The sequence below is a fragment of the Klebsiella sp. BDA134-6 genome, assembly GCF_015601345.1.
Taxonomy (GTDB): Bacteria; Pseudomonadota; Gammaproteobacteria; order Enterobacterales; family Enterobacteriaceae; genus Klebsiella; species Klebsiella grimontii.
Genome location: NZ_CP064784.1, coordinates 292270 through 314345, shown reverse-complemented (window position 1 = coordinate 314345; position 22076 = coordinate 292270). Strand labels below are relative to the sequence as shown.

The window sequence follows — 22076 nt, the reverse complement described above, 5'->3', positions numbered from 1 at the left end:
GTCGGATAAATTGTTAAAGAGCAGTGCAACGCGGCTTTCGCTCACCGTTGCGAGGTGGCGTATATTACGCTTTCCTCTTTCAGAGTCAACCCGTTATTTCAGGATTTTTTCTCTTCAACCGACCGGGCTGTTTGTGAAGTGATTCACATCTGCCGTGTCGATGGAGGCGCATTATAGGGAGTTCCCGAGCATCCGCAATAGATAAATTGCAGAAAAATGACTGACTGCTGCATTCCCCAGCAAAACCCCGCTTTATACCCTGTTACACACAGAATTATCCACAGATGATGAAAGATGCCCCCTTATAAAGGCCATCTCTCTTCTCTATATAAGGTCTATCCAGGCGGCATCCGGGGCTAAAAAGAGAAAGATAAAAATTCGCGAGCGTTGCGCAAACGTTTTCGTTACAATGCCGCGCTATAACAAGGATGCCCGGTTGGGTGCGTTAGGTGAGTTTTTAGACAAAAACTCACCTAACGCTCTCTGTAATATTCAAATCCTGGGGATTTAATACTATGCAACAACGTCGTCCAGTCCGCCGCGCACTGCTCAGTGTTTCTGACAAGGCCGGTATCGTCGAATTCGCGCAGGCGCTTTCCGCTCGTGGTGTCGAGCTACTCTCTACGGGTGGTACCGCACGCCTGCTGGCTGAGAAAGGTCTGCCGGTGACCGAAGTCTCTGACTACACCGGTTTCCCGGAAATGATGGACGGACGCGTGAAGACCCTGCATCCGAAAGTTCACGGCGGCATTCTCGGCCGTCGCGGCCAGGATGATGGCATTATGCAACAGCACGGTATCGCCCCTATCGATATGGTGGTTGTTAACCTGTATCCGTTTGCTCAAACCGTGGCCCGCGAGGGGTGCTCGCTGGAAGACGCGGTTGAGAACATTGATATCGGCGGTCCAACCATGGTTCGCTCAGCGGCGAAGAACCATAAAGACGTCGCCATTGTGGTAAAGAGCAGCGACTACGATGCCATTATTAAAGAGATGGAAGCCAACGAAGGTTCCTTAACCCTCGACACCCGCTTCGACCTCGCCATTAAAGCATTTGAACATACCGCAGCCTACGACAGCATGATTGCCAACTACTTTGGCAGCATGGTCCCGGCTTATCACGGCGAGAGCAAAGAAGCCGCCGGCCGCTTCCCGCGTACGCTGAACCTGAACTTCATTAAGAAGCAGGATATGCGTTACGGTGAAAATAGCCACCAGCAGGCTGCCTTCTATATAGAAGAAGAAATCAAAGAAGCTTCCGTGGCGACCGCGCAGCAGGTTCAGGGCAAAGCCCTCTCTTATAACAACATCGCCGATACCGACGCGGCGCTGGAGTGCGTGAAAGAGTTTAGCGAGCCGGCCTGCGTTATCGTGAAGCACGCCAACCCGTGCGGTGTGGCGGTAAGCACCTCCCTTCTTGACGCCTACGACCGCGCGTATAAAACCGACCCGACCTCGGCCTTTGGCGGCATTATCGCCTTTAACCGCGAACTGGATGCTGAAACCGCGCAAGCGATCATCTCCCGCCAGTTTGTTGAAGTGATCATCGCACCGTCCGCGACAGAAGAAGCGCTGAAAATCACGGCGGCTAAACAGAACGTCCGCGTCCTGACCTGCGGTCAGTGGACGCAGCGCGTGCCGGGTCTGGACTTCAAACGCGTTAACGGCGGCCTGCTGGTTCAGGACCGCGACCTGGGCATGGTGACGGAAGGCGAACTGCGAGTGGTTTCCAAACGTCAGCCAACCGAACAGGAGTTGCGTGACGCCCTGTTCTGCTGGAAAGTGGCGAAATTCGTGAAATCCAACGCCATCGTCTACGCCAAAGAGAACATGACCATCGGGATAGGCGCAGGCCAGATGAGCCGCGTTTACTCGGCCAAAATCGCCGGGATTAAAGCCGGTGATGAAGGTCTGGAAGTGAAAGGTTCGGCTATGGCCTCCGACGCCTTCTTCCCGTTCCGCGACGGTATTGACGCCGCTGCTGCCGTTGGCGTGAGCTGCGTCATTCAGCCTGGCGGTTCTATTCGCGACGAAGAGGTGATTGCCGCCGCCGATGAGCACGGCATCGCGATGATCTTCACCGATATGCGCCACTTCCGCCATTAATTTACGGAGCAGACGATGAAAGTATTAGTTATTGGCAACGGCGGGCGCGAACACGCGCTGGCCTGGAAGGCCGCACAGTCACCGCTGGTTGATACCGTTTTTGTCGCCCCGGGTAACGCGGGTACCGCCCTGGAACCGACGCTGCAGAACGTAGCTATCGGCGTCACCGATATTCCGGCCCTGCTGAGCTTTGCCCAGAACGAGAAGATTGATCTGACCATCGTTGGTCCGGAAGCGCCGCTGGTGATTGGCGTGGTAGATGCATTCCGCGCCGCTGGCCTGAAAATCTTCGGTCCAACCGAAGGCGCCGCGCAGCTGGAAGGTTCCAAAGCCTTCACTAAAGATTTCCTCGCCCGTCATCAAATCCCGACGGCGGAGTATCAGAACTTCACCGACATCGAGCCCGCGCTGGCCTATCTGCGTGAGAAAGGCGCGCCGATCGTTATCAAGGCCGACGGCCTGGCCGCCGGCAAAGGCGTAATTGTCGCCATGACGCTGGAAGAAGCGGAAGCCGCCGTTCACGACATGCTGGCAGGTAACGCCTTTGGCGACGCCGGACACCGCATCGTCATCGAAGAATTTCTCGACGGCGAAGAGGCGAGCTTTATCGTGATGGTCGACGGCGAGCACGTCCTGCCGATGGCGACCAGCCAGGATCACAAACGCGTGGGCAATGGCGATACCGGCCCGAACACTGGCGGCATGGGCGCTTATTCACCGGCACCGGTAGTAACCGATGAAGTTCACCAGCGCACTATGGAACGCATTATCTGGCCAACCGTAAAAGGTATGGCCGCGGAAGGGAATACCTATACCGGTTTCCTTTACGCGGGCCTGATGATCGACAAACAGGGCAATCCAAAGGTTATCGAGTTCAACTGCCGTTTTGGCGATCCGGAAACCCAGCCGATCATGCTGCGCATGAAATCCGATCTGGTCGATCTCTGCCTGGCTGCGTGTGAAGGCCAGTTGGACAAGAAAACCTCCGAGTGGGACGAACGCGCTTCTCTGGGCGTGGTGATTGCTGCCGGCGGCTATCCGGGCAACTACACTACCGGTGATGAGATCCACGGCCTGCCGCTGGAAGAGATTGAGGACGGTAAAGTGTTCCACGCCGGTACGAAGCTCTCTGATGACGATCGGGTGCTGACCAACGGCGGTCGCGTGCTGTGTGCGACTGCGCTGGGCAATACCGTCGCACAAGCGCAGAAGCGTGCCTATGCGCTAATGGCGGATATTCGCTGGAACGGCAGCTTCAGCCGCCAGGATATTGGTTATCGCGCAATCGCGCGCGAGCAAGACGCGTAACAGAGTCCTCGGTTCCCCTTCGCCGCGGGCCGGTGAGGGGGCCACTTTGTGACCACCACACTCACCGTGGCGCTCATCAGCGCATAGCGCATGCGCTTCTGTTCCTGTCTATGCATTGGATTCAGATGCCTCACGCCGCCGCATCAGCTGCTAATCGAATGTATTTTTCAGTAAAACAAACAATTCAGAATCCGATTGCACCCCGAGTTTGCGCATCGCATTACATTTATGCGCGCTGATCGTTTTGATACTTAACTGCTTCATACCCGCAATTTGCTGTAAATCCATACCGTTAAACAGATGCTTCAGCACATCAATTTCACTGCGCGTCAATCTGGAGGTGACGCTCTCATGGTTGTGATTAATCCGCGCGAGGTTGCTGCAAATTTTCGGACTGAGTATACGCTTTTGCACAAACGCCCTTTTAAAGAAGTCCTCAGTGTCCGTCATCGACTCCCCGCGCGCTATCACGCTGAAGTTATGCTGATTGAGTAACTTCCGCAGCTCGTTGCTGTCATGGCAAAACGTATACACCACCACATTCAGCTCAGGGAACTGAGCTCCCAGGCGCAGTAAAATATCCAGCCCTTCGTGCGGGTTTTCTTCTGCGCTTTGCAAATCGGTAACAAGAATATCGACGGACTGGTACATCAGCGCTTCTGAGATTTTGCCCAGGCTCGACTCGGTGATCCGAATATCGCATGTTGCGTCAACGGATTTAATAAGTGTCGAAAGCCCGGAAAGCGTCAGGGGATGGCTATCCATCAAAGCGATCGTTCGAGACGATGGAGACGATAAATTCATCACGCAGCTGCTCCTTGCTTGCTGGCCGAGATGTCCCCGGCCCTTCGTTGTGTACAACACAATTCATGGTTAGCTCTTAAAGACAGGCAACGGGGCCAACTTTTGCCATCCAGGTCCCCTGAGAAAAGAGTTCACTGTCGTTGTGAAAACCCAGCTTTACCATCGCATTGCGCTTATGCGTACTTACCGTACGGATATTACGATGTAACGTCTGCGCGACACGAGAAACATTTTGCCCTGAAAACAGATGCACGAGTACATCCAGTTCCCGAGCGGTCAGCGGGCTATTTGTCCGAGTTGTCTTAGAAAGCAGCTGTTTTGTTTTCGGGCTCAACCACTGTCGTCCGCCTGACATGACTTCGGAAACACATTGTGCCAGCGCCAGAACCGGCTCGTGTTTTAATAGGATGCCGCGGGCATTCGACAAGGCCAACAGCTCAAGCACGCGGGGATCGCGAAAATCGGTACAGATTATAATTTTTATCGCTGGATGTGATTCATACAGGTGGGCCAGCAAGCGCAGCCCATCAAGCATTAGCTCTTTTTCGCCACAGATATCCATGACAATCAGCGCGGGTGGTGCGCTGGCAACGATCGGCGAAATACTGGCAAGATTTCTTACATCGTTTATAGGCTCGATGATCCCGCAGGCCTGGATCAACACGCGTTTGATACCCAGCGCGGTAATGGGGCATGCATCCATTATCAGCACGCCTCGACCAGGCGATCCTGCAAGAGAGGCACACGATGAGTTTGAGCTATTAATATTATTCATAATACTTTCCTTGTATTATTAGTCACGCTCCCAAACGAAAGGGATATTCTGATTAAAGCACGGACTCTTCCTGAGTCCGCGCTTATTTGTCATTACTGGTATACGAAGGTTAATTGCACCGCGCCGACGATAGTACCTGGCGTCGCTTTACCCTTCGAGCTGTATGCTCGCGCCTGCATATTAAAGGTCGTACTCTGGGTCGCGGCATTAATATCCTGAATCATCGTTGAGGCATTACCCAACGCGGCTCCCGCCGTATTTTGCAGCTCAATTTGTACCCCAGTTGCCGTTCCAGCATTCGAGTACATGGCACTCTCCGTGGCATCCGGCGTGCCGTTCAGGATCATAGTGGCCGATGAAGTCGTCGCCGGGCAACTTATTATTTCAATAGCGATAGGCTTCCACTCTGTGGCTGAGCCGGCATCCGATAATGTCGCAGCCATAATATTCTGCCCCAGATCCACATTAACCCCTCCGGTCGGCACATTAACTTTACACGGAGAAGCTTTAATATTACCAGTGATATTCAGCTGTGTGTCAGCAGCGCTCGCTGACTGCGAGAGTACAGCGGCGGCCAAACATAGCAGTAATGCCGGAGCTTGTTTGCTCAATAAAGATATTGATCCCTTCATCATTTTCCCTTACCGGTTTCCCCCGGAATTATTGTATTTCAGCACGAATAGTGGCCGTTGCGGTGAAGTCACCTGTCTCAGGCTCTTTACCTGTCGTGTTAATTGGAAATAGGCTAATCGACGATGTCCCCACCTGGGAGCTGTAGTCCATCGTCAGCGGTAATTCTCCACCCTGCGGAACGATTGTGTTTCCTGATGGGTTCTGGATTCTGACGCCCACGTCATTGTTGGTCGTCGAGAACGCGGTCGGGTCGTTCGCATCCGGGGTTCCCTGGAAGGAGAGACTCACCTTCACGCCTTCGGAGATATTGGTACAGGCCACGTCAAAGTTGACGTTTTTTGGCGTGAAGTTTTTAGCCATTTCGCCTTTAGTGGCAATATCGCCAGACATGATGCTACCTAAAGGCACGGTAATAACGCCGCCGCCATTAATCATGCAGGATTGCGGGACGGTGACAGTTCCGCTCATCCAGACGGTTGAAACCGGCGTGCTGGCCTGAGTCGTTGCATCGGATGCGATATACACATCGACGACTTTGGTCAGAGGGATGCTCTGAACCCCCACAAACGGCCGGCGGAAGTACAGGGAAATCGTTCCACGCGCACCGGTTCCGTAAGGGTATTTGTCGCAGCTTACCGAAATGTTCTGGTTGCTGACGCTGGTGAACGGCGTTGCCTTTAAAGCCTGATAGTTGCCGCCAATAAAGACCTCGCTGGCTACGGCCAGGTACTCGTTAATCGCGTAATAGTTGAGGTTGCCATCGCTGTATACCTGGCCGGTATCCGGCACTTTTGCGGTAATATAAGCCCCGGTATAGCTGCCTGAGCAAGAACAGGTCACGTTATAGTTGCCGCTGAGGTTCCACTGATAGGCATTGTTGATCACCCTTCCTGCCGAGTTTTGCGACGGATCGGCTAACAAATAATTCATATCGAAGTTATAGGACTTCTGCCCGGCAGTCGCATAACACTCTGCCGCGCTGGCGGCAGTACTCAGCATCCCCCCCGCCAGAGCCAGACAAAGCAACGCCGCGTTTTTTACACTAGCGAAACAGCATAATAGGTTTCGGCGCGGTATCACGTCGGTGAAAATTTTATTCGTGCGCTCGGTCATTTCCATATTCCGCCTTACCGGCAGTCTCCATTCATAAGTTGAATACCCGATGTCGCCGTTTGTTCAGGCAGACGGTAATTCACCTGACAGGTCTGATCCGCTGAGGATCCCCATTTCAGCGTGAGCGTTCCAGAATCGGCCATGCCCGACAGGTAAACCTGGCCACCGTCGCCAACGATGCTGGCGCCGCTATTTTTGCCATCGCTACCCGCGGTGGCGCCGAAAGGTACCGGCTCGCCGTTGGCGCGAGTCAGCGTCATCAGTACACGCTGGCCGACGTTCGGATCAAAGTCCGCGCGTACCACGGCCCCACGAGTTGGGATCACCGAGGTACTGGTCAGCGTCATATCCACGTTGTCCGGTAAGGTTGATGTGTCGAGTGCGATCTGGTTGCGTCGGTATGCCGTGACGTAAGGCACTACCGCATAGCCGCGCCAGTCAGTTTTCACACCGGTGTTGTTGGCAATGCTCACGTCACCCGCGCCTGGCGCTTTTACCAGCGCCATGGTTTCACTCAGCGGCTGGGAAAGCGTGACCCCGTTTTCATGCACCAGGATACCGCCCTGCAGGCCGTAATCCACGCGGCTCTGGCTATGGTCATAGCCATAACCGACATTCACCTCACCGTAACCGCCTTTGTAGTCGGCGCTGGCGTAGCCGTTCGCCTCTTCACCCTGAGAAGCGAAACCCTGGCTGATACTGTAATTCAGGTTGTCGTCAGGCAGCGCAGTACCACTAAGGCCAACGCTTTGTGAGGTATTACCGTTTTTACTGCTATTAAGGTTGTAGGTGGCGTAGCTTCCCGGCAACCATTTGCTTAATGGGACGCTGACATTCACAGCGACAATCCGATCGGTGTAATAGGTCCGATTTTGATGGCTGTCGACGCCATTGCGGCTATAGGTATAGTTGAGACCATAAGAGATTCCGTTCCAGGTGTTGTTGTAGCCCACGCTGGCCGATTCGGTAGAACGGTTGTTATTCCAGTACTCTTCTTTCACCACGCTTACCGACAGCGAACCTGCCTTTTGCCACAAGTTCTGGCTCAACGTCAGTTCCGCACGGCTTTTCTTATGATCGTTATAATATCCGTTTTCTCCGGCATAGCTTTCCAGCGCCTCCTGCAATGTATAAAAGCCTGAAGTGGAATAGCGGTAGCTGGCCAGGCTGAAGTTAGTACCGGTTTGCACAAAGCTTTTGCCGTAGCGCAGCCTGTACGATTGGCCGTTGTCTTTATCCTGATGTTCCTGCCTGGACCACGCCTGGGTAATGTCGGCAGATAGCGCACCGATAGCGCCAAGGTTCTGACCAAGGCCGATGGCCAACGACTGATATTTGCTCGCTGCCTGTACCCCGCCATAGATCGTTGCGCCATGTGGCAAACCAAAAATCGCGGTTCCCTGAGTGAACAGCGTTTTTTCAACATCGTTGTTATATGAACGGTACTGGCCGCTAGTGATGCTGTATTTCAGACGTCCTTCGCGCTGAAGAACCGGAACGGAGGCAAAAGGCACGACCATCGTTTGCTCGCTACCATCGGCTTCTTTAATGGTCACGTTCAGGTCGCCACTGCCCGCCGTCGGGTAGAGGTCAGAAATGGCAAACGATCCGGCCGGTACATAACTTTGATAGATGACGTATCCGTTCTGGCGGATGGTGACCTGCGCATTACTCCGCGCAATACCACGCACCACTGGTGAATAGCCTTTGAGGCTGTCCGGCAGCATGTCATCGTCGGAAGAGAGCTGTGCCCCACGAAACGGTACGGAATCAAAAATATCCGCTGGCGAGTTACTGTCACCCAGCGTCAGCTGGCTTCTCAGTACGTGAATGTCACGCTGCAAATAGGTATTGATGGAATCCCAGTGCTCATTGCCGCGGCTATCACGGTTCCAGGTAGAGTAGTTACGTAAACGCCATGCCCCCAGGTTTGCCCCTGAACGCAGGTTCAGGTAGTACGTATCAGAACCTTTGCTGTCGTTATTCCGTGCTTCAGTGTTCGCCCCGCTAAAGCTGTAGTTCATCAGTAGCGCAGGTATACCCGCGTCCCATTTATCCGGAGAAACATAACCGCGCGCCTGTGAGTTCAGCGCGGCCTGCGGGATGCTCAGGTTCAAACGCTGCTGGTCAAAGCGGAAGCTGGCAGAGGACTGGTCTATGGCACCGGTGAAATTGGCACATTCATCTGCGGCTGCTATGCCGGGATACATGCCGATTTTTACCCCCATATCGCGGAGCTGCTCACCGCTCAGGCAGGGCTGGAGGCTTTGCTTACCGGAGGCGTCCGTCGCCAGGAAAAATTTCACGTCCCGGGTATCGACCTCTGAACCGTTGAGATAAATATCGACGCGATAGGTTCCCGGCGGCTGTAGCTCACCCTCTTCGAAAACGGATAAATCCGCGCTTCCCTGATCAGGATTATCTATTTCAAGTAACGCCGGGTTGAAGTAGCCCGCCGCATTAGCCAGTTCAGCCCCGCCCATTAACATGGCTATCTGACATGTCACTAGCAAGGCAAGGCGGGAGCGTGAAAACCGCCCCGAAGTATGACTCTTCGTTATAGTGTCCATTTAATTTTTCCATGTATAAACGTAGTTTGGATGACTAACGTTTTTTACTTCCCTGTTTAAGCAACAAAACAGAGCACAGAAGAGGCGCTTAGAGGCTGGCAGTCAGAGCGTTACTGGCGCCGCCATAATCGTTGATAAACTGCCAACTCAGCGAGCCGCCTGCGACGTTGGCAGGCAAATCGAAACGGGCTTCCGATCGCGGTGCAACCATCGTGACGTTTTTCATCGCGGTGCCATTGATGTTGACGTTGAAAAAAGTGATGTAGTGCGAGGATGGGTTGGTCACCTGAATCTGGCTACCCGCCCGCTTCCAGGCCAGCGTTTTCGCCGCCTCTTCAAGCGTACTCTTAACCCCAGAAGGACGGAAAATGAGCTTGATACGTGTTTTCACCGCAATTTGCAGGGTGTTTTCTTTCTTCTCGGCAGAGGGGATGGATTTGATATTCAGCCAGAACAAAGATTCTTTGTCTTCTGGCAGATTGCCGCCTGCGCGCACTATGCGCAATATGTTTTGCTGATTGCTATCCAGTCGGAATAATGGCGGCGTAACGATAAACGGGGCTTTTTCAGCCTGTGCGTTTTTACCCTTGCCTTCACTATCTACCCATGACTGGATGAGATAAATATTTTTATCGGGATTGCTGAGGTTAATGGATGCCTCTTTCTTCCCGCCGTCATAGATCAGGCGTGTACCGCCGACCACAACCCCAGCCTGCGAAGTCGCACTAAGGGCCATTAATAATGTTGCCGCCACTCCGGCGCGCCATGTTTTCATGCTGTCCCTGCCTGTCTGGATATTCAAAAAAGACCAGAGGCATGGATTGCCCCCTGGTCTGATTTAATTCATTCGAACTTACTGATAAACAACGGTGAACTGGGTTACTGCATTTGCATCACCGACGGTGACGGCATCGGTCAAAGAGATGTAACGCGCGCTGAAGCTCAGCTTATTATCGGCGGTGCTAACCAGAGGGTAAACTGAAGAGTCTTCGTACAGCGGAACAACTTTGTTCTGATCGTCAGAAATCTGAACGCCCACACCTTTAGCAGTGGTGCTACCCGCAGTCAGTGCCAGAACAGAGTTGTCGCCAGAAACCTGGGCGCCATCAAAACGTACGGTTGCGCCGGTCACGGTATCCGGGCAGTTTTTCAGGACCAGAGTGAATTTCTTAGCTGCAGCCAGAGAACCCGCTACCGGGAATGCTGTACGAGCGATGTTGCCCAGGAATACGTCCTGGTTTTGCGACGCAGTGTCAACAGTACATGCTGCGTCAGTGATGCTACCAGTGAAGTTAACTGCGCCGTCAGAAGCGAAAGCAGAAGAAGCAAATACAGAAGTAGCCATCAGAGCAACAGCAAGAAGATTCTTTTTCATTAAATGTATCCCTATTAACAATGTAAATCGATTTACCTGGATAGAACCGGAGATCGAATCAGTTTTGACAAAACCATGTCATTTCCCTTTTATTTAGTCCATGAAGTCTCCGACCCCAATTAATAAAACGCCGTACGGTTTACCCGAAAGACAAACGATTCATTTGAACTAAATTAGGGCTCAATGTAATTAGCTGGTAATTTGAAGTCAATATTGATTTTGACACCCTGCACCAAATTATTTTTATGTTATTTATTTCAATCAGTTACGATTATATCCTCCGTTTAACCTCCGTTTAACTCACTCGGTTTTTTCTTATATTCACGCACCTTATTTAAATAGAAGAATCTAATCAATAAAAAATACATTCGAATATTATGTTGCGTTGTCATGATGATGCAGATTTTTATTCCGAGATTAAGGCTATATTTAATCCCAAAAACCCAAAACAGGTGCATCAGTTCAACGCCCCCTTTGAAATACCCTGTTACATGCGCTCTACTAAACCCAGCTGAATAGTTAGTTAATGCTTCTTGTATATAAACCGCATCATGAATATTGCGAAGGCACACAATTAATCTTGAATTAACAGTGCTTCCGCACCTCGGTTAGTCAATGCAATGCTTCAGCCATGCATTAATTTAGGGGATAAGATTTAGTCGGCAAGTTTGCTGCCAGGCTATATTTTTTGCCAGATAAAAACATCGTTCCAGGAGACTGCCCTCCTTGCTGCAACGAAACCACCAACCGGTATCAGGCCCGATACGGATTTATTTTATTTAGCCCGGGCATTAACCATTTCCGCCCATAATGATAAAGTGTAAAAAGATTGATAAAAAATTATTCAACCGAGGGATGTAGGTGTCAGCCAATTATCAGTTAGCGTTCTCATCAACCCGACACATGCAGTTAAAACGCTTCAAAATCAAACACTCTGGGTGACTTTCTTAAGCAACCAGCCATCTTCACATGGGGGTGGTTTTTTACGTTTTATTAAACCTACCCCTATAAAAATAGCTTAAGCATTTTTTAATCTTGCTTAAATCCTTCCTGGCGTTCTTTTTTAATAACCATGAATATATTATCGCAGAGCCTTTTATCTTTACCTGCCATTTAATTCACCCCTTTTAAATTACAGTTATAACATAACATTTAGATTAATATCTTTCCTGAGCGATCATTCAGCCGGTAGACGATATTGAAAGATTTTCCTCAAGGTTGTTCAACTCAGGTTCACAAAAGGCTTCATAAAAAAACACGCGCTGGCTATTTAAATTCACATAGGTTGACAAACCTGTCGGAATAGCATTTTGGCTCTCTGCAGACATCACGCAATGCATACAGTAACAATATAATTGGCCATTGCTCCCGCCTGTTTACAGTATGCCGGGGGGATTTCTACCAACTTGAGATAGATTTTAGCGTAAGGAAAATTCTTAGTCTGTTCCGGCATTTTTGCGCTGCAGCGGGTCGTATTTTTCAGATATGCGAAGTTATTCGCCAGCAACGAGGGAGATTTGTCGTTCAGGCAAAAAAAAACGGGACGCAATGCGTCCCGTTTGAGTCGAACCGAGTAGTGTGAGACAGGTCAGGCGGAAAGGCCGCCGTCCAGGACGAGCGTTTGTCCCGTCATATAGGTACTATCATCGCTAACCAGCCATGCCACTGCGCCTGACACCTCTTCTGCTTTTCCGAAGCGCTTCATAGGAATGCTTCGACGCAGCGCCGTCCGCTTCTCTTTCGGTATATTGGCCATAATATCTGTATCGATATAGCCGGGCAGCAGGCAATTAACCCGCACGCCAAAGCGTCCTAGCTCTATTGACAGAGTCCGCGCCAGACCAATCATCGCCGCTTTACTCGCGCCATAAGCGCTCTGCCCGCTGTTGCCCTTCACTCCAGTGACTGACGACATCAACACCACGGAACCGCTCCCCTGCATCATCATTGGCTCTATCAGGATCTGATTCCAGTAGAAGATGGCGTTAACGTTGGTATCCATCACCTGTCGCCAGTTCTCCGGTCGTTGGTGAATGTGCAGCGCATCAAGCGTGATACCCGCATTGTGAACCACGGCGTGAGGAGCGCCGTAGCGTGCCAGCAGCTCGGTAGCAACACGTTTCACCGCCGGTTCATCGCTTCCGTCGCACTGAAAACTCTCGACTTTGCCCGGAAGCCCCTCGCCGGCCCGTTCCACCTCCTGTGCCGCGGCCTCATTCTGGCACCAGGTAAACACCACGTTCCACTCTTTCGCCAGACGAAGCACCGTAGCGCGTCCGATACCCCGGCTTCCACCGGTCACTAATATCCATTTACTCTGCATGGTTTAATGGCTTTTTTCGCTGAGGTATTGGCATAAATCACGAAGCGTCATGTTCGGATGATCAATAAACAGATCGGCGCCAACGGAGACAGCAAACTCTTTCTTTGCCAGTACCATCAATTCCACGTAGTCCAGGCTGTCGAGCTTCAGCTTATGTAGCGGCATATCTGGTTCCAGCTCGTCCATCTCCAGATCCTTCGCATCACACAGCATCTCGCCAACTTTGCGGTAAACTTCATCAAATTGCGTCATGTTTTATTCCTTTAATTCAGACTCTAAAATGGATGTATTTCGTTAACAAAAATTGTCGCCTACGCCGCCAGCGGCCCGGTTTTCAACGTCACCGTAACGGAAATCAGCGGTTCATTGAGGCGCCACGCCTGAATGCCAGCCACTAAAATCAGCCCGGCATGCTTGTCTCCCATCACCAGCGTCGGCTGGATGGAATAATAAAGCGATGTAATGCGCTGGCTTTCCTCCCATTGACTCAGCAGCTGAGGCGAAAAATGCACCTCATGGTGAGTTTGCACGACCTGCACCAGACGAAATACGTCGCGCAGGCTGGCAACCTCAGGCTGAGGAATAAGGCTATGTACGGTTGCAAGCGTTTCTGGCGCATTGATCAGTTCACGGAACAACGCCGCATCCAGAAAGCTCCACAGCGGTGCCGCCGGGCTTTTCACGGCGAGGAATCGATCGTACAACGCCGTTAATGCATCCTCGCCAAGCGTATACGACTGCACGACGGGCGATAACTCTAGCGCTTTAGAACTAACCAGCTTACTGCTGATGCCGGTACGTTGCGTCTGAACGTTTAACAAACTCCCGCTGAGCTGCATCTGCTCATGACGACGCGTTTCGCGGACCGACAGCTGATAGGGTATTCCACACGCTACCGGTTCGCGCAGGCGGCAGCTGAACACCAGGCCACCTGATGCCAGAGCATCTTTTTCCAGAGAAGCGCCGATCGCCGACTTTACATCCAGCATCGCGCGCATACCGTGTACGCATAATCCTTCCAGACCAAAACGCTTCGCTTCGGCAACGTCAAAGTGAATCGGATTATCGTCGCCGGAAAATGCCGCCCAGCGTTCTGCATCACGCAGGCTATAGCACAGGGTCATCATTTCCCCCGTCCGATAACCAACGCTGCATTCGCGCCGCCAAAACCGAAGCTCAGATTAAGCGTTGTGCTCAGGGCTGCCGGGCGATGCGTATTGGGGACATAATCCAGATCGCACGCGGGATCGGACGAATCAAGATGACAAGTGGCAGGCGCTATCTGATGCGCTATTGCCTGAAGGCAGATAATCGATTCAAAACTGCCGGCGGCGGCGATCAGATGCCCGCTGTAGGATTTGGTGCTCGAGCACGGTATGGCATATGCCGCCTCGCCCAGCGCCATTTTTATCGCTTCGGTTTCATTGAGGTCGTTAAGCGGAGTAGAGGTACCGTGCGTATTGATATAGTCCAGATCGCAGGCGGAGATCCCCGCCTGTTCAAGCGCATGGCGGATAGTTTGCACCCGCGCAATTTTATCCTCGGCCGGCGCGGTAAAATCATAGGCGTCAGAGAAGTTGCCGTAGCCGAGGATCTCGCCGAGAATATTCGCCCCGCGCGCAATCGCGGATTCCCGCTCTTCCAGGCACACTACCGCCGCGCCTTCACTCAGCACGAAGCCATTGCGATGCAGGCTAAACGGACAGCAGGCGCGGGTGATATCTTCCTGTTCGCTGGCCAGCGCTCCCAGTACGTCGATATTCCACACCGCGCAGTCAGAACGCAGAGACTCTCCCGCCCCCGCCAGCATCATGTTGGCGCGGCCATTGCGGATCAGCTCAAATGCATCACCAATCGCGATCGTTCCGGTCGCACAGGCTGCGACTGGCGTATTCTGATAACCACGTAATCCCCACAGCAGGCTGACCGCCGCGGTAGATACGTTAGGCATCGAGAAAAAACAGCCGAAAGGAGAACCCACGCCAGTGCGCTGATAATCATCGTAATAGAGTTGAGTTTCGTCCTGACCCGCCCAGCCAGTCCCCATAATGACGCCGCAGTCACGCAGATCGTAATGCTGTTCCGGCGCGTCATCGCCAAACGCCATCTGCATCGCTTCCCGCGCTGCGGCGAGCGTCAGCCGCGCGTAGCGAGGCAGGCGACGGCGAATCGCGGCGGGCACGCCTTTGAGCGAAGGTTCCTCATCGATCAAACCATAAAAGCGGGACTTAATCCCGGCAGCCGATTTATCGCAGTAACGGTAGCCGAGTTTGTACGCCATGATAGCAGCCCAGCTTTCAGCGGAATTCATCCCGAGCGGTGTTACCGCGCCATAACCGGTAACCACGACACGGCGCGGTGTGTTCATCGTCTGTAAAACGTCCATGTCTATGACCTATCCTTAGTGATTCATCGAACTGTTTTCCCCGCCCCCCAGCGCCAGCCAGAGTTTCATCGTGGAATACAGGTATTGGTATTGGCTCTGCACCAATGTATTTTCACTGTTCAACAGCGAATTCTGCGCATCAAGCAGCGTTTGATACGCCACGGATCCGTGGCGATACTGGCTCTCCACCAGCGTCAAACGTTGCTGGCTCAATGCCAGATCTTTCAGCTGCAGCCGTTTTTCCTGCTGGTACGTGAGGCGCTGCGCCATGGCGTTATCAATATCCTGCAGCGCGCTGTAAGCGGCCCTTCGGAACTGTATCGCCGCGGTTTGTACATCCAGATCGGACTTTTCAATGGTCAAGCGCACTTTGTTCCACTGGATAAAAGGCAGATCGAGCGCAGATCCGAGCGTTCGGGCGGGATTACTGAACCACTGCTGAAACACCGCTGCGCCCGCGTTCAGTGACGCATTCAACGTCAGTGACGGATAAAAACTCAATCGGGCAACGTCAGAACCCGCCAGCGCAGCGCGTAAGTTCATTTCTGCCGACTGCACGTCCGGTCGCCTGGCAATCACATCTAACGGCAAACGCTGCGCCACCGGTACGCTCTGCTGAATATCCAGAGAGCCCCGTTCCGCAGGAAATTGCCCCGGCGCGCGACTAAGTAAAATCGCCAGCGCGTTACGGTTCTCATCACGCTGCTGACGTAAGTCGCGGAGGGTCGTTTCACGGCTCAGCACCGTTTGCTGCGCCTGGAGATAATCCAGTTGCCCCAGGTCTCCTGCTTTCCAGCGGGAAGTCACCATCGCCAGCGTTTCCTCAGCAATATTGAGGCTTTGCTGCAAATTGCCTATCCGCTGGTTCAGGCTGGCTATCTGCCAGTAAAGCTGAGAGGTGGTACCAATCAGCGTCAGCGCGGTCGCTCGTAAATCTTGCTCCGACGCCTGCGCCAGCCAGTCGGACTGCTCTCGAGTGCGCGCTAATTTACCCCACAGGTCAAGTTCATAAGAAGCCGAAAGCGATTGGCTATAGCCTTCCGTTGACGTTGTGCTGTGGCGCAGATTCTTGCTGTTGCTGGCCGTTGCGCCAACGGCAAAGTCAGGCGTCAGATTCAGGTCCGATAACCCCGCCGCCAGGCGCGCCTGTCGAAGTCTTATTCCCGCCAGAGCGAGATCGTTATTGCTTTGCAGCGTTGCAACGATCAGCCGTGACAGCTGCGGGTCGCCAAAATTATCCCACCAGTGTGGGGAAAATTGCGCTACGCCCTCGCCGGTATCCTCCACCCGCCAGGTATCGGGTATCGACAGCATGGGCCTTTGATAGTCGCTTTTCAGCGCCTGGCCGCAGCCGGTCAATACCAGCGCCACAGCGATCGTTGAAAGTAGGTGCAGTTTTTTCATTCGCGGGCCAGCGCCTCCGTCGGATGCAGACGGGCAGCATTGCGCGCCGGGAAAAAGCCAAATCCAAGGCCAATCAGCGCGGAAAATCCGCAGGCCAGAAGGACCGGTGGCCAGGTGAACACCATGGTGAATTCCTGAGTCATCAGCGAGAAAATCAGCCCGGCCCCGCCGGAACCGATAACGCCGATCAGACCGCCGAGAGTACAAATCACCATGGCTTCAATCAGGAACTGACGCATGATATCCGCGGGGCGGGCGCCGACCGAAAGGCGAATACCAATTTCATGCGTCCTCTCCGTCACCGACACCAGCATGATATTCATCACGCCCACCCCGCCTACCAGCAGGGAAATCCCAGCAATTGCCGTAATCAGCAGCGTCATCGACTGCGAGGTTTTGCGGATAGTCTTCGTCAGCTGATCGTTGGTCATGGTGAAGAAATCGCGCTTACCGTGCATGGAATCCAGCAGTTGCTCCACATTTCGCTGTGCAACTTCTATCGAATAGCCGTCGACGATGCGCAGAGTGATGGACTGTAGCGGCGAATCACCTGACATACGCTCTCGCAGCGAGGTGTAGGGGATCCACGCGCCGGGCTGCTCGCCGATATACTTCGGTCCTTTTTTCGCGGCCACGCCGATCACCCGGTAGGGCACGCCGGAAAGCTGAATAATTTCGCCCAACGGATCCTGACCGCCGGGAAACAGGGAGCTCTGTACGTTCGGATCGATGATGACCACCGGCTCACGCTCGTCCAAATCGCGCGACGTAAAACGGTTTCCAGCGATAAAATTCAGCCCCTGCACTCGGAAGAAGCCGTTACTGACGCCCGACAGCGATGCAAGAAGCTGCTTACCCCCGCGGATCATCATCACGGTTTTACTGACCACTGGCGAAATGCTATCGATATACGGCTGTTTGCTGAGTAATTCCACATCGTCCAGGGTCAGGGACCGTTCAAAATCCGGGCGCGGTCTGTCCCAGCCAAGACCTGGCTGAATTTCGATGGTGCTGGTGCCCAGCTGGCTTATCTGGCTGAGAATATTTTGCCGCGCGCCCTCTCCCACCGCCATAGAAGAGACCACGGAGGAGATGCCGATGATAATCCCCAGCATGGAAAGGAAGGCGCGGATCCGATGCCCGAGCAGAGAGCGCCACGCCATGCGTACCGCCTCTTTGATGCTCTGCCAGACGGACGTTCGCCCTGTGGCCGCAATAGCCGGTAATCCCTGCGAAACCACCTGCGATATAACCGGATTGGCCCGGTCCGCAATAATTCTGCCGTCGCGGATTTCGACAATACGCTGGCACTGTTCAGCGATGCTGCGGTCGTGGGTCACGATAATAAGCGTATGCCCGGCCTGGTGCAGGCCATGTAAAATGGCCATCAGCTCCTGACCGCTGGTGCTGTCGAGCGCCCCGGTGGGCTCATCCGCCAGGATCACCGGCGCACCGTTCATCAGGGCGCGTGCGATACTCACCCGTTGCTGCTGGCCACCGGACAACTGCGCGGGACGGTAGTTTATGCGGTCACCAAGACCTAACCGAGTCAGCAGATATTTTGCTCGCGTCTGGCGTTCAGCGACCGGCATGTCGGTGTAGAGCGCCGGTATGGTGACGTTTTCGAGAGCCGTCAGATACGGCATCAGATGATAACGCTGAAAGATAAAGCCCAGATACTGGCTACGCAGCTGCGCCAGCTGTTCGCTGCTGGCCGCCTGCGCAGGCACGTCCATAATGCGCATTTCACCTTCCGATGGTTTATCCAGACACCCTAGAATGTTCATCAATGTGGACTTACCGGAACCCGACGCACCGATAATCGCCACCATTTCTCCGGCATGGACGCGCAGAGAAACATCCTTCAGTACGGTAACGCTGGCGTTACCTGCGCCAAAATGACGGGAGATGTGCGAAAGTTCGATGATCGGAGAGTCAGCCATTTGCCACCCCTGCATCATTTTGCGCCATCACCACGCGATCGCCTGCTTTCAGCCCCTCTTTTACCTCAACAAACTGACGGTCGTTGATACCTACCTGAATCAGACGCTGTTCAACCTTATCGCCTTTTAGCACCTGTACATGATAGCTATTGGCTCCCTGCGGTTGCCCCAGCGCCATCACCGGCAGGCGTAGTACATTTTTAGCCTGCTCGGTGATGATAAATACCTGCGCCGTCATCGCGGTTCTCAACCGATGATCGGGGTTCGGCACGCTGAACACACCGTTATAATAAACGGCAGAGGCCTGTTGCCCCTGCGGACGAGCGCTATCATCCTGTAGGGCGTCGTTCGGCGCGTCCTGCAGCCCCCCCATCACGCTCTGATAGCGGCGTTTGGGTTCGGCGACGACGTAAAACCACAGCGGCTGGCCGGGACGGACTTTCAAAATATCCGTTTCTGAAATACGGGTTTGCACCGTCATGGTATCGACATTCGCCAGAACCAGAATGGTCGGCGCTGTCTGTGAAGAGACCACGGTTTGTCCCTCTTTGGTGACGATGCCCAATACCTGCCCGTCCACCGGCGCGATGATCCGCGTATAGCCAAGATTGGCTTTCGCCGTTTCCAGCGCCATCTGCGCCTGCACAATTTGCGCCATATTGACTCTCACCTGCGCCTTCTGGGTATCGACCCTGGCCTGCGCTTCCTCGAGATTGCTTTTCGTTCCTGACCCGTCACGATCCATCCGCAGCTGACGTTTCAGCTCGAGCTGGTACTGAGTGAGCGTGAACTGTGACGCCTGTTTCTGCGCTACCGCGCTCTCCAGCGCCGCTTCAGACTTACGCAATTCGCTCTGCTGCAGCGTTGGATCGATTTCGGCTAGCAGCTGGCCCTGGGTAACCCGATCGCCGGCACGCACGTACAATTTCTTTAACTGACCGTTGACCTGCGCCCCGACATTCACCTGCACTGACGGTTTGAGGATCCCGGTGGCCAGCACGGTTTTTTCGATATCGCCGCGATCGACAACATAAGCCGCCACCGGCTCAGCACGCCCAGAAAGCTGGCTGGACGCGCCCAGCACGCCGCCAATCAGCAGGATCGCCAACAGGGCCGCCAGCCCATAAAGTGACTTGCGGTGTCCGGCCATCATGGCGGGCCATCGACTGCTTGCGAAACTCATGCCGGCTCTCCTTCAGGGGTGAGCGCGTAACTATCAGCGCTCGGCAGCGCTTGTATGCGGCCATTTTTCATCGAACAGAGGCGGTCAAACAGCCCCAGCGTTGTCTCGCTGTGGGTCACGGTAATCAGCGTTTTTCCGTATTCACGACAGTGGTCAATCAGCGCGCGCATCACCTGCTGCGCGGTCTGTTCGTCCAAATTGGCGGTCGGCTCATCCAGCACCATCACAGGACAATCGCTGTACATTGCACGCGCCAGCATCAGACGCTGGCGTTGCCCAAGCGAGAGCGCGGGGTGGCTTTCGCGAATCAGCGCGTTTTGTTTTCCCGGCAAGCTATCAATCACTTCTGTCAGATTCAGCCCGCGCAATGATTTATCGATACGCAGTTGCTTTTTCTCATCATATTCGCGATCGAACAGCGTGATGTTTTGCAGCACGCTGGTATTGAACAGGATATCTTCCTGGCTTTGCAGGAAGAAAAGCTTCTGCGCCTGGCGGCTGCTGACAGGCAGTCCGTCGGCAAGAATATCTCCCGCCTGAGGTTCGATAAGCCCGGTGATAACTTTCAGCAAGGTACTTTTCCCCGCGCCCGACTCACCGACAATCGCCAGCGTCTCCCCCTGTTTCAGCATCAATGACGTCCGATCGAGCACCGGTTTGCCGGGATCGTAAGCATACTGAAGCTCACGATAGTGGAGCCGCTGAGTGAACCTCGCAGGCGGCAGTAGCCCATCATGTCTCTCTTCTTTGACCTGCGGGAACAGATCGGCAGCACGGGTATCGATCACGTGTAGCTGGTTCTTACGCAGTACAGAGAAGAAAATCTGCGTAATGTAGGCCGTAAAAATCTGCCGCACGAAGCTGTAGGCAAAAAACTCACCCAGCGAGATGCGGTTGTCCTTCAGCAGCGGCAGTGCCAGCAGCATGAAAAAAACCATCTCAAGGCTACCAATCAGTTGATACAGGCTGCTCTTCACCTGTTCATAGACTCTCTGCTTCTGACGACAGTCAAATAGGGATAACGCGTATCGGGCGAACGCCGCCTGGCGCTGGCCATGCAGTCCGGCAGCTTTCAGCGTGGCAAAGCCCTGAATGGTTTCCAGCAGAAAATCGCTTTGCTCGGCGCTCTTCGCCTGAATTTGCTGAGTGAAATAGCGGTCGCGGAAAATCGCCCAGACGCTCACCAGCCCCATGAGCGTTACGCCAACGGCGGAGATGGCCGCCAGCATCGGGCTGATGAAACACATCACGCCCAGCGCGATGACGCCAACCACCCAGTCCACGCGTAGACCGTTATCCAGCTCAATTTTTTGCGCCGCCGCCAGCTGCCAGTTGGAGAAGCGGCTGTAGATTTCGCCCGGACTGCGCTTTTCAAAGTAAGAGAGCGAATGTGTCAAAAGGCGGGTAAAACCGCTGAGGCTTTGCATCACCACAAAACGTTTGATAAACCGCTCGGTTACGCTGCGCACAAGGAACGCCAGCAGGGTCGAGACCATGAAGGCCAGTAGATAGTAGAAATACGGAAATTCAGTCTGGCCGCCGGAAGAGAAAACGTTATTGATAGCCGAGCTGACCATCACCGGCATGATGAACAGAGTCAGAGAAACCAGAAACGCCAGCACCATCAACCGATAGATTCCGGGAATCGCCGCGGTCTGCTTCAGGCTCATGCACGCCAGCGCGCGAAAACGTCGCGTGCGTTTATGCTGCTCCACAGGTTGAGCGGCGTTTTCCGCTTCCCGGTCGAGCACCAGCGCATAACCGCTAATTTCCGATTTAAGGGCAGCAACAGGCAAAAGCTGCTCACCAATCGCCGGGTTCATCACGCACACGTAGCTGCCCTGGCGATATGCCAGCAGCACATAGTGACTCGCGCCATAGTGCAAAATAGCCGGTAAAGGGAGTTCGGCAATCTCATCCAGATCGAAAGCCACCGGATAGGCCGGGATCGCCAGCTCAGCAAGGATGTCGCACATGGTTGAAAGCGCGGTACCATGGGCGGATGCCGGGAAGCGCTCGCGGAGCTCTTCAAGCGGCGCATTAAGCCCCTGAGTTTCTGCCAGCATGGAGAGACATGCCAGCGCGCACTCGTTCGTTTCTGCCTGATAAACCATTTGCGGAATAATATTGTCCATAATCGATCCCCTGGAACGT

At 53.6% G+C, this 22076-nt stretch carries 17 protein-coding genes; 2 read left to right on the top strand and 15 right to left on the bottom strand.

Annotation, left to right across the window (positions count from 1 at the left end; genetic code table 11):
- The first annotated feature begins 515 nt into the window (after positions 1-515).
- Both purH and purD read left to right on the top strand, forming a co-directional pair.
- The gene (gene purH / locus IYV58_RS01435) at positions 516-2105 is read left to right on the top strand and encodes a bifunctional phosphoribosylaminoimidazolecarboxamide formyltransferase/IMP cyclohydrolase (protein ID WP_004127706.1); all 1590 of its coding nucleotides are present in this window, start codon (positions 516-518) and stop codon (positions 2103-2105) included.
- A 15-nt stretch (positions 2106-2120) separates the two neighbouring features.
- Entirely contained in the window at positions 2121-3413 is a 1293-nt protein-coding gene (gene purD / locus IYV58_RS01430) for a phosphoribosylamine--glycine ligase (RefSeq protein ID WP_087828918.1), read from the top strand.
- Positions 3414-3563: 150 nt separating this feature from the next.
- On the opposite strand, the gene IYV58_RS01425 is transcribed toward purD, so the two are convergent.
- The 15 genes from IYV58_RS01425 to IYV58_RS01355 all read right to left on the bottom strand — a co-directional run bounded on the left by IYV58_RS01425 (position 3564) and on the right by IYV58_RS01355 (position 22057).
- Positions 3564-4217 (bottom strand): helix-turn-helix transcriptional regulator, encoded by a 654-nt coding sequence (locus IYV58_RS01425; protein WP_004127701.1) that lies wholly within the window; start codon positions 4215-4217, stop codon positions 3564-3566.
- A gap of 76 nt (positions 4218-4293) precedes the next feature.
- Complete coding sequence (locus IYV58_RS01420; protein WP_032742004.1) at positions 4294-4992, bottom strand: LuxR C-terminal-related transcriptional regulator; 699 nt, start codon at positions 4990-4992, stop codon at positions 4294-4296.
- A 92-nt stretch (positions 4993-5084) separates the two neighbouring features.
- Positions 5085-5627 carry a fimbrial protein gene (locus tag IYV58_RS01415; RefSeq protein WP_139529538.1) on the bottom strand — a complete coding sequence of 181 codons (543 nt, stop codon included), beginning with the start codon at positions 5625-5627 and terminating at the stop codon, positions 5085-5087.
- 25 nt (positions 5628-5652) lie between these two features.
- The gene (locus IYV58_RS01410; protein WP_032742233.1) at positions 5653-6624 is read right to left on the bottom strand and encodes a fimbrial protein; all 972 of its coding nucleotides are present in this window, start codon (positions 6622-6624) and stop codon (positions 5653-5655) included.
- A 128-nt stretch (positions 6625-6752) separates the two neighbouring features.
- Positions 6753-9308 carry a fimbria/pilus outer membrane usher protein gene (locus IYV58_RS01405; protein WP_004127687.1) on the bottom strand — a complete coding sequence of 852 codons (2556 nt, stop codon included), beginning with the start codon at positions 9306-9308 and terminating at the stop codon, positions 6753-6755.
- 88 nt (positions 9309-9396) lie between these two features.
- Positions 9397-10083, bottom strand: coding sequence for a fimbrial biogenesis chaperone (locus IYV58_RS01400; protein WP_004127684.1), 687 nt, complete (start codon positions 10081-10083; stop codon positions 9397-9399).
- A 78-nt stretch (positions 10084-10161) separates the two neighbouring features.
- The gene (locus IYV58_RS01395; protein ID WP_004127681.1) at positions 10162-10683 is read right to left on the bottom strand and encodes a fimbrial protein; all 522 of its coding nucleotides are present in this window, start codon (positions 10681-10683) and stop codon (positions 10162-10164) included.
- A gap of 1588 nt (positions 10684-12271) precedes the next feature.
- Complete coding sequence (locus tag IYV58_RS01390) at positions 12272-13006, bottom strand: SDR family NAD(P)-dependent oxidoreductase (RefSeq protein ID WP_049123130.1); 735 nt, start codon at positions 13004-13006, stop codon at positions 12272-12274.
- 3 nt (positions 13007-13009) lie between these two features.
- Positions 13010-13258, bottom strand: coding sequence for an acyl carrier protein (locus tag IYV58_RS01385; RefSeq protein ID WP_004127675.1), 249 nt, complete (start codon positions 13256-13258; stop codon positions 13010-13012).
- A 59-nt stretch (positions 13259-13317) separates the two neighbouring features.
- A complete protein-coding gene (locus tag IYV58_RS01380; RefSeq protein ID WP_004127672.1) occupies positions 13318-14133 on the bottom strand; it encodes a MaoC/PaaZ C-terminal domain-containing protein in 816 nt (271 codons plus the stop codon).
- Positions 14130-15392 (bottom strand): beta-ketoacyl-[acyl-carrier-protein] synthase family protein, encoded by a 1263-nt coding sequence (locus tag IYV58_RS01375; protein ID WP_176690169.1) that lies wholly within the window; start codon positions 15390-15392, stop codon positions 14130-14132. The genes IYV58_RS01380 and IYV58_RS01375 overlap by 4 nt, the downstream gene beginning before the upstream one ends.
- A gap of 15 nt (positions 15393-15407) precedes the next feature.
- A complete protein-coding gene (locus IYV58_RS01370; RefSeq protein WP_087828921.1) occupies positions 15408-16796 on the bottom strand; it encodes an efflux transporter outer membrane subunit in 1389 nt (462 codons plus the stop codon).
- On the bottom strand, positions 16793-18739 hold the full coding sequence (locus IYV58_RS01365; protein WP_049115703.1) for a MacB family efflux pump subunit: 1947 nt from the start codon (positions 18737-18739) through the stop codon (positions 16793-16795). Before IYV58_RS01365 ends, IYV58_RS01370 begins: the two co-directional genes overlap by 4 nt.
- Complete coding sequence (locus IYV58_RS01360) at positions 18732-19892, bottom strand: efflux RND transporter periplasmic adaptor subunit (protein ID WP_032742230.1); 1161 nt, start codon at positions 19890-19892, stop codon at positions 18732-18734. Before IYV58_RS01360 ends, IYV58_RS01365 begins: the two co-directional genes overlap by 8 nt.
- A gap of 26 nt (positions 19893-19918) precedes the next feature.
- A complete protein-coding gene (locus IYV58_RS01355; RefSeq protein ID WP_049115701.1) occupies positions 19919-22057 on the bottom strand; it encodes a peptidase domain-containing ABC transporter in 2139 nt (712 codons plus the stop codon).
- Between the last annotated feature and the right edge of the window lie 19 nt (positions 22058-22076).

Excerpts from the sequence above, each read along its gene's own strand:
- IYV58_RS01425 (WP_004127701.1), bottom strand. The coding sequence starts at position 4,217 with ATGAATTTATCGTCTCCATCGTCTCGAACGATCGCTTTGATGGATAGC.
- purH (WP_004127706.1), top strand. The coding sequence starts at position 516 with ATGCAACAACGTCGTCCAGTCCGCCGCGCACTGCTCAGTGTTTCTGAC.
- IYV58_RS01385 (WP_004127675.1), bottom strand. The coding sequence starts at position 13,258 with ATGACGCAATTTGATGAAGTTTACCGCAAAGTTGGCGAGATGCTGTGT.
- IYV58_RS01355 (WP_049115701.1), bottom strand. The coding sequence starts at position 22,057 with ATGGACAATATTATTCCGCAAATGGTTTATCAGGCAGAAACGAACGAG.
- IYV58_RS01395 (WP_004127681.1), bottom strand. The coding sequence starts at position 10,683 with ATGAAAAAGAATCTTCTTGCTGTTGCTCTGATGGCTACTTCTGTATTT.
- IYV58_RS01360 (WP_032742230.1), bottom strand. The coding sequence starts at position 19,892 with ATGATGGCCGGACACCGCAAGTCACTTTATGGGCTGGCGGCCCTGTTG.
- IYV58_RS01400 (WP_004127684.1), bottom strand. The coding sequence starts at position 10,083 with ATGAAAACATGGCGCGCCGGAGTGGCGGCAACATTATTAATGGCCCTT.
- IYV58_RS01375 (WP_176690169.1), bottom strand. The coding sequence starts at position 15,392 with ATGGACGTTTTACAGACGATGAACACACCGCGCCGTGTCGTGGTTACC.
- IYV58_RS01405 (WP_004127687.1), bottom strand. The coding sequence starts at position 9,308 with ATGGACACTATAACGAAGAGTCATACTTCGGGGCGGTTTTCACGCTCC.
- IYV58_RS01380 (WP_004127672.1), bottom strand. The coding sequence starts at position 14,133 with ATGATGACCCTGTGCTATAGCCTGCGTGATGCAGAACGCTGGGCGGCA.
- IYV58_RS01390 (WP_049123130.1), bottom strand. The coding sequence starts at position 13,006 with ATGCAGAGTAAATGGATATTAGTGACCGGTGGAAGCCGGGGTATCGGA.
- IYV58_RS01420 (WP_032742004.1), bottom strand. The coding sequence starts at position 4,992 with ATGAATAATATTAATAGCTCAAACTCATCGTGTGCCTCTCTTGCAGGA.
- IYV58_RS01370 (WP_087828921.1), bottom strand. The coding sequence starts at position 16,796 with ATGAAAAAACTGCACCTACTTTCAACGATCGCTGTGGCGCTGGTATTG.
- purD (WP_087828918.1), top strand. The coding sequence starts at position 2,121 with ATGAAAGTATTAGTTATTGGCAACGGCGGGCGCGAACACGCGCTGGCC.
- IYV58_RS01365 (WP_049115703.1), bottom strand. The coding sequence starts at position 18,739 with ATGGCTGACTCTCCGATCATCGAACTTTCGCACATCTCCCGTCATTTT.
- IYV58_RS01415 (WP_139529538.1), bottom strand. The coding sequence starts at position 5,627 with ATGATGAAGGGATCAATATCTTTATTGAGCAAACAAGCTCCGGCATTA.
- IYV58_RS01410 (WP_032742233.1), bottom strand. The coding sequence starts at position 6,624 with ATGCTGAGTACTGCCGCCAGCGCGGCAGAGTGTTATGCGACTGCCGGG.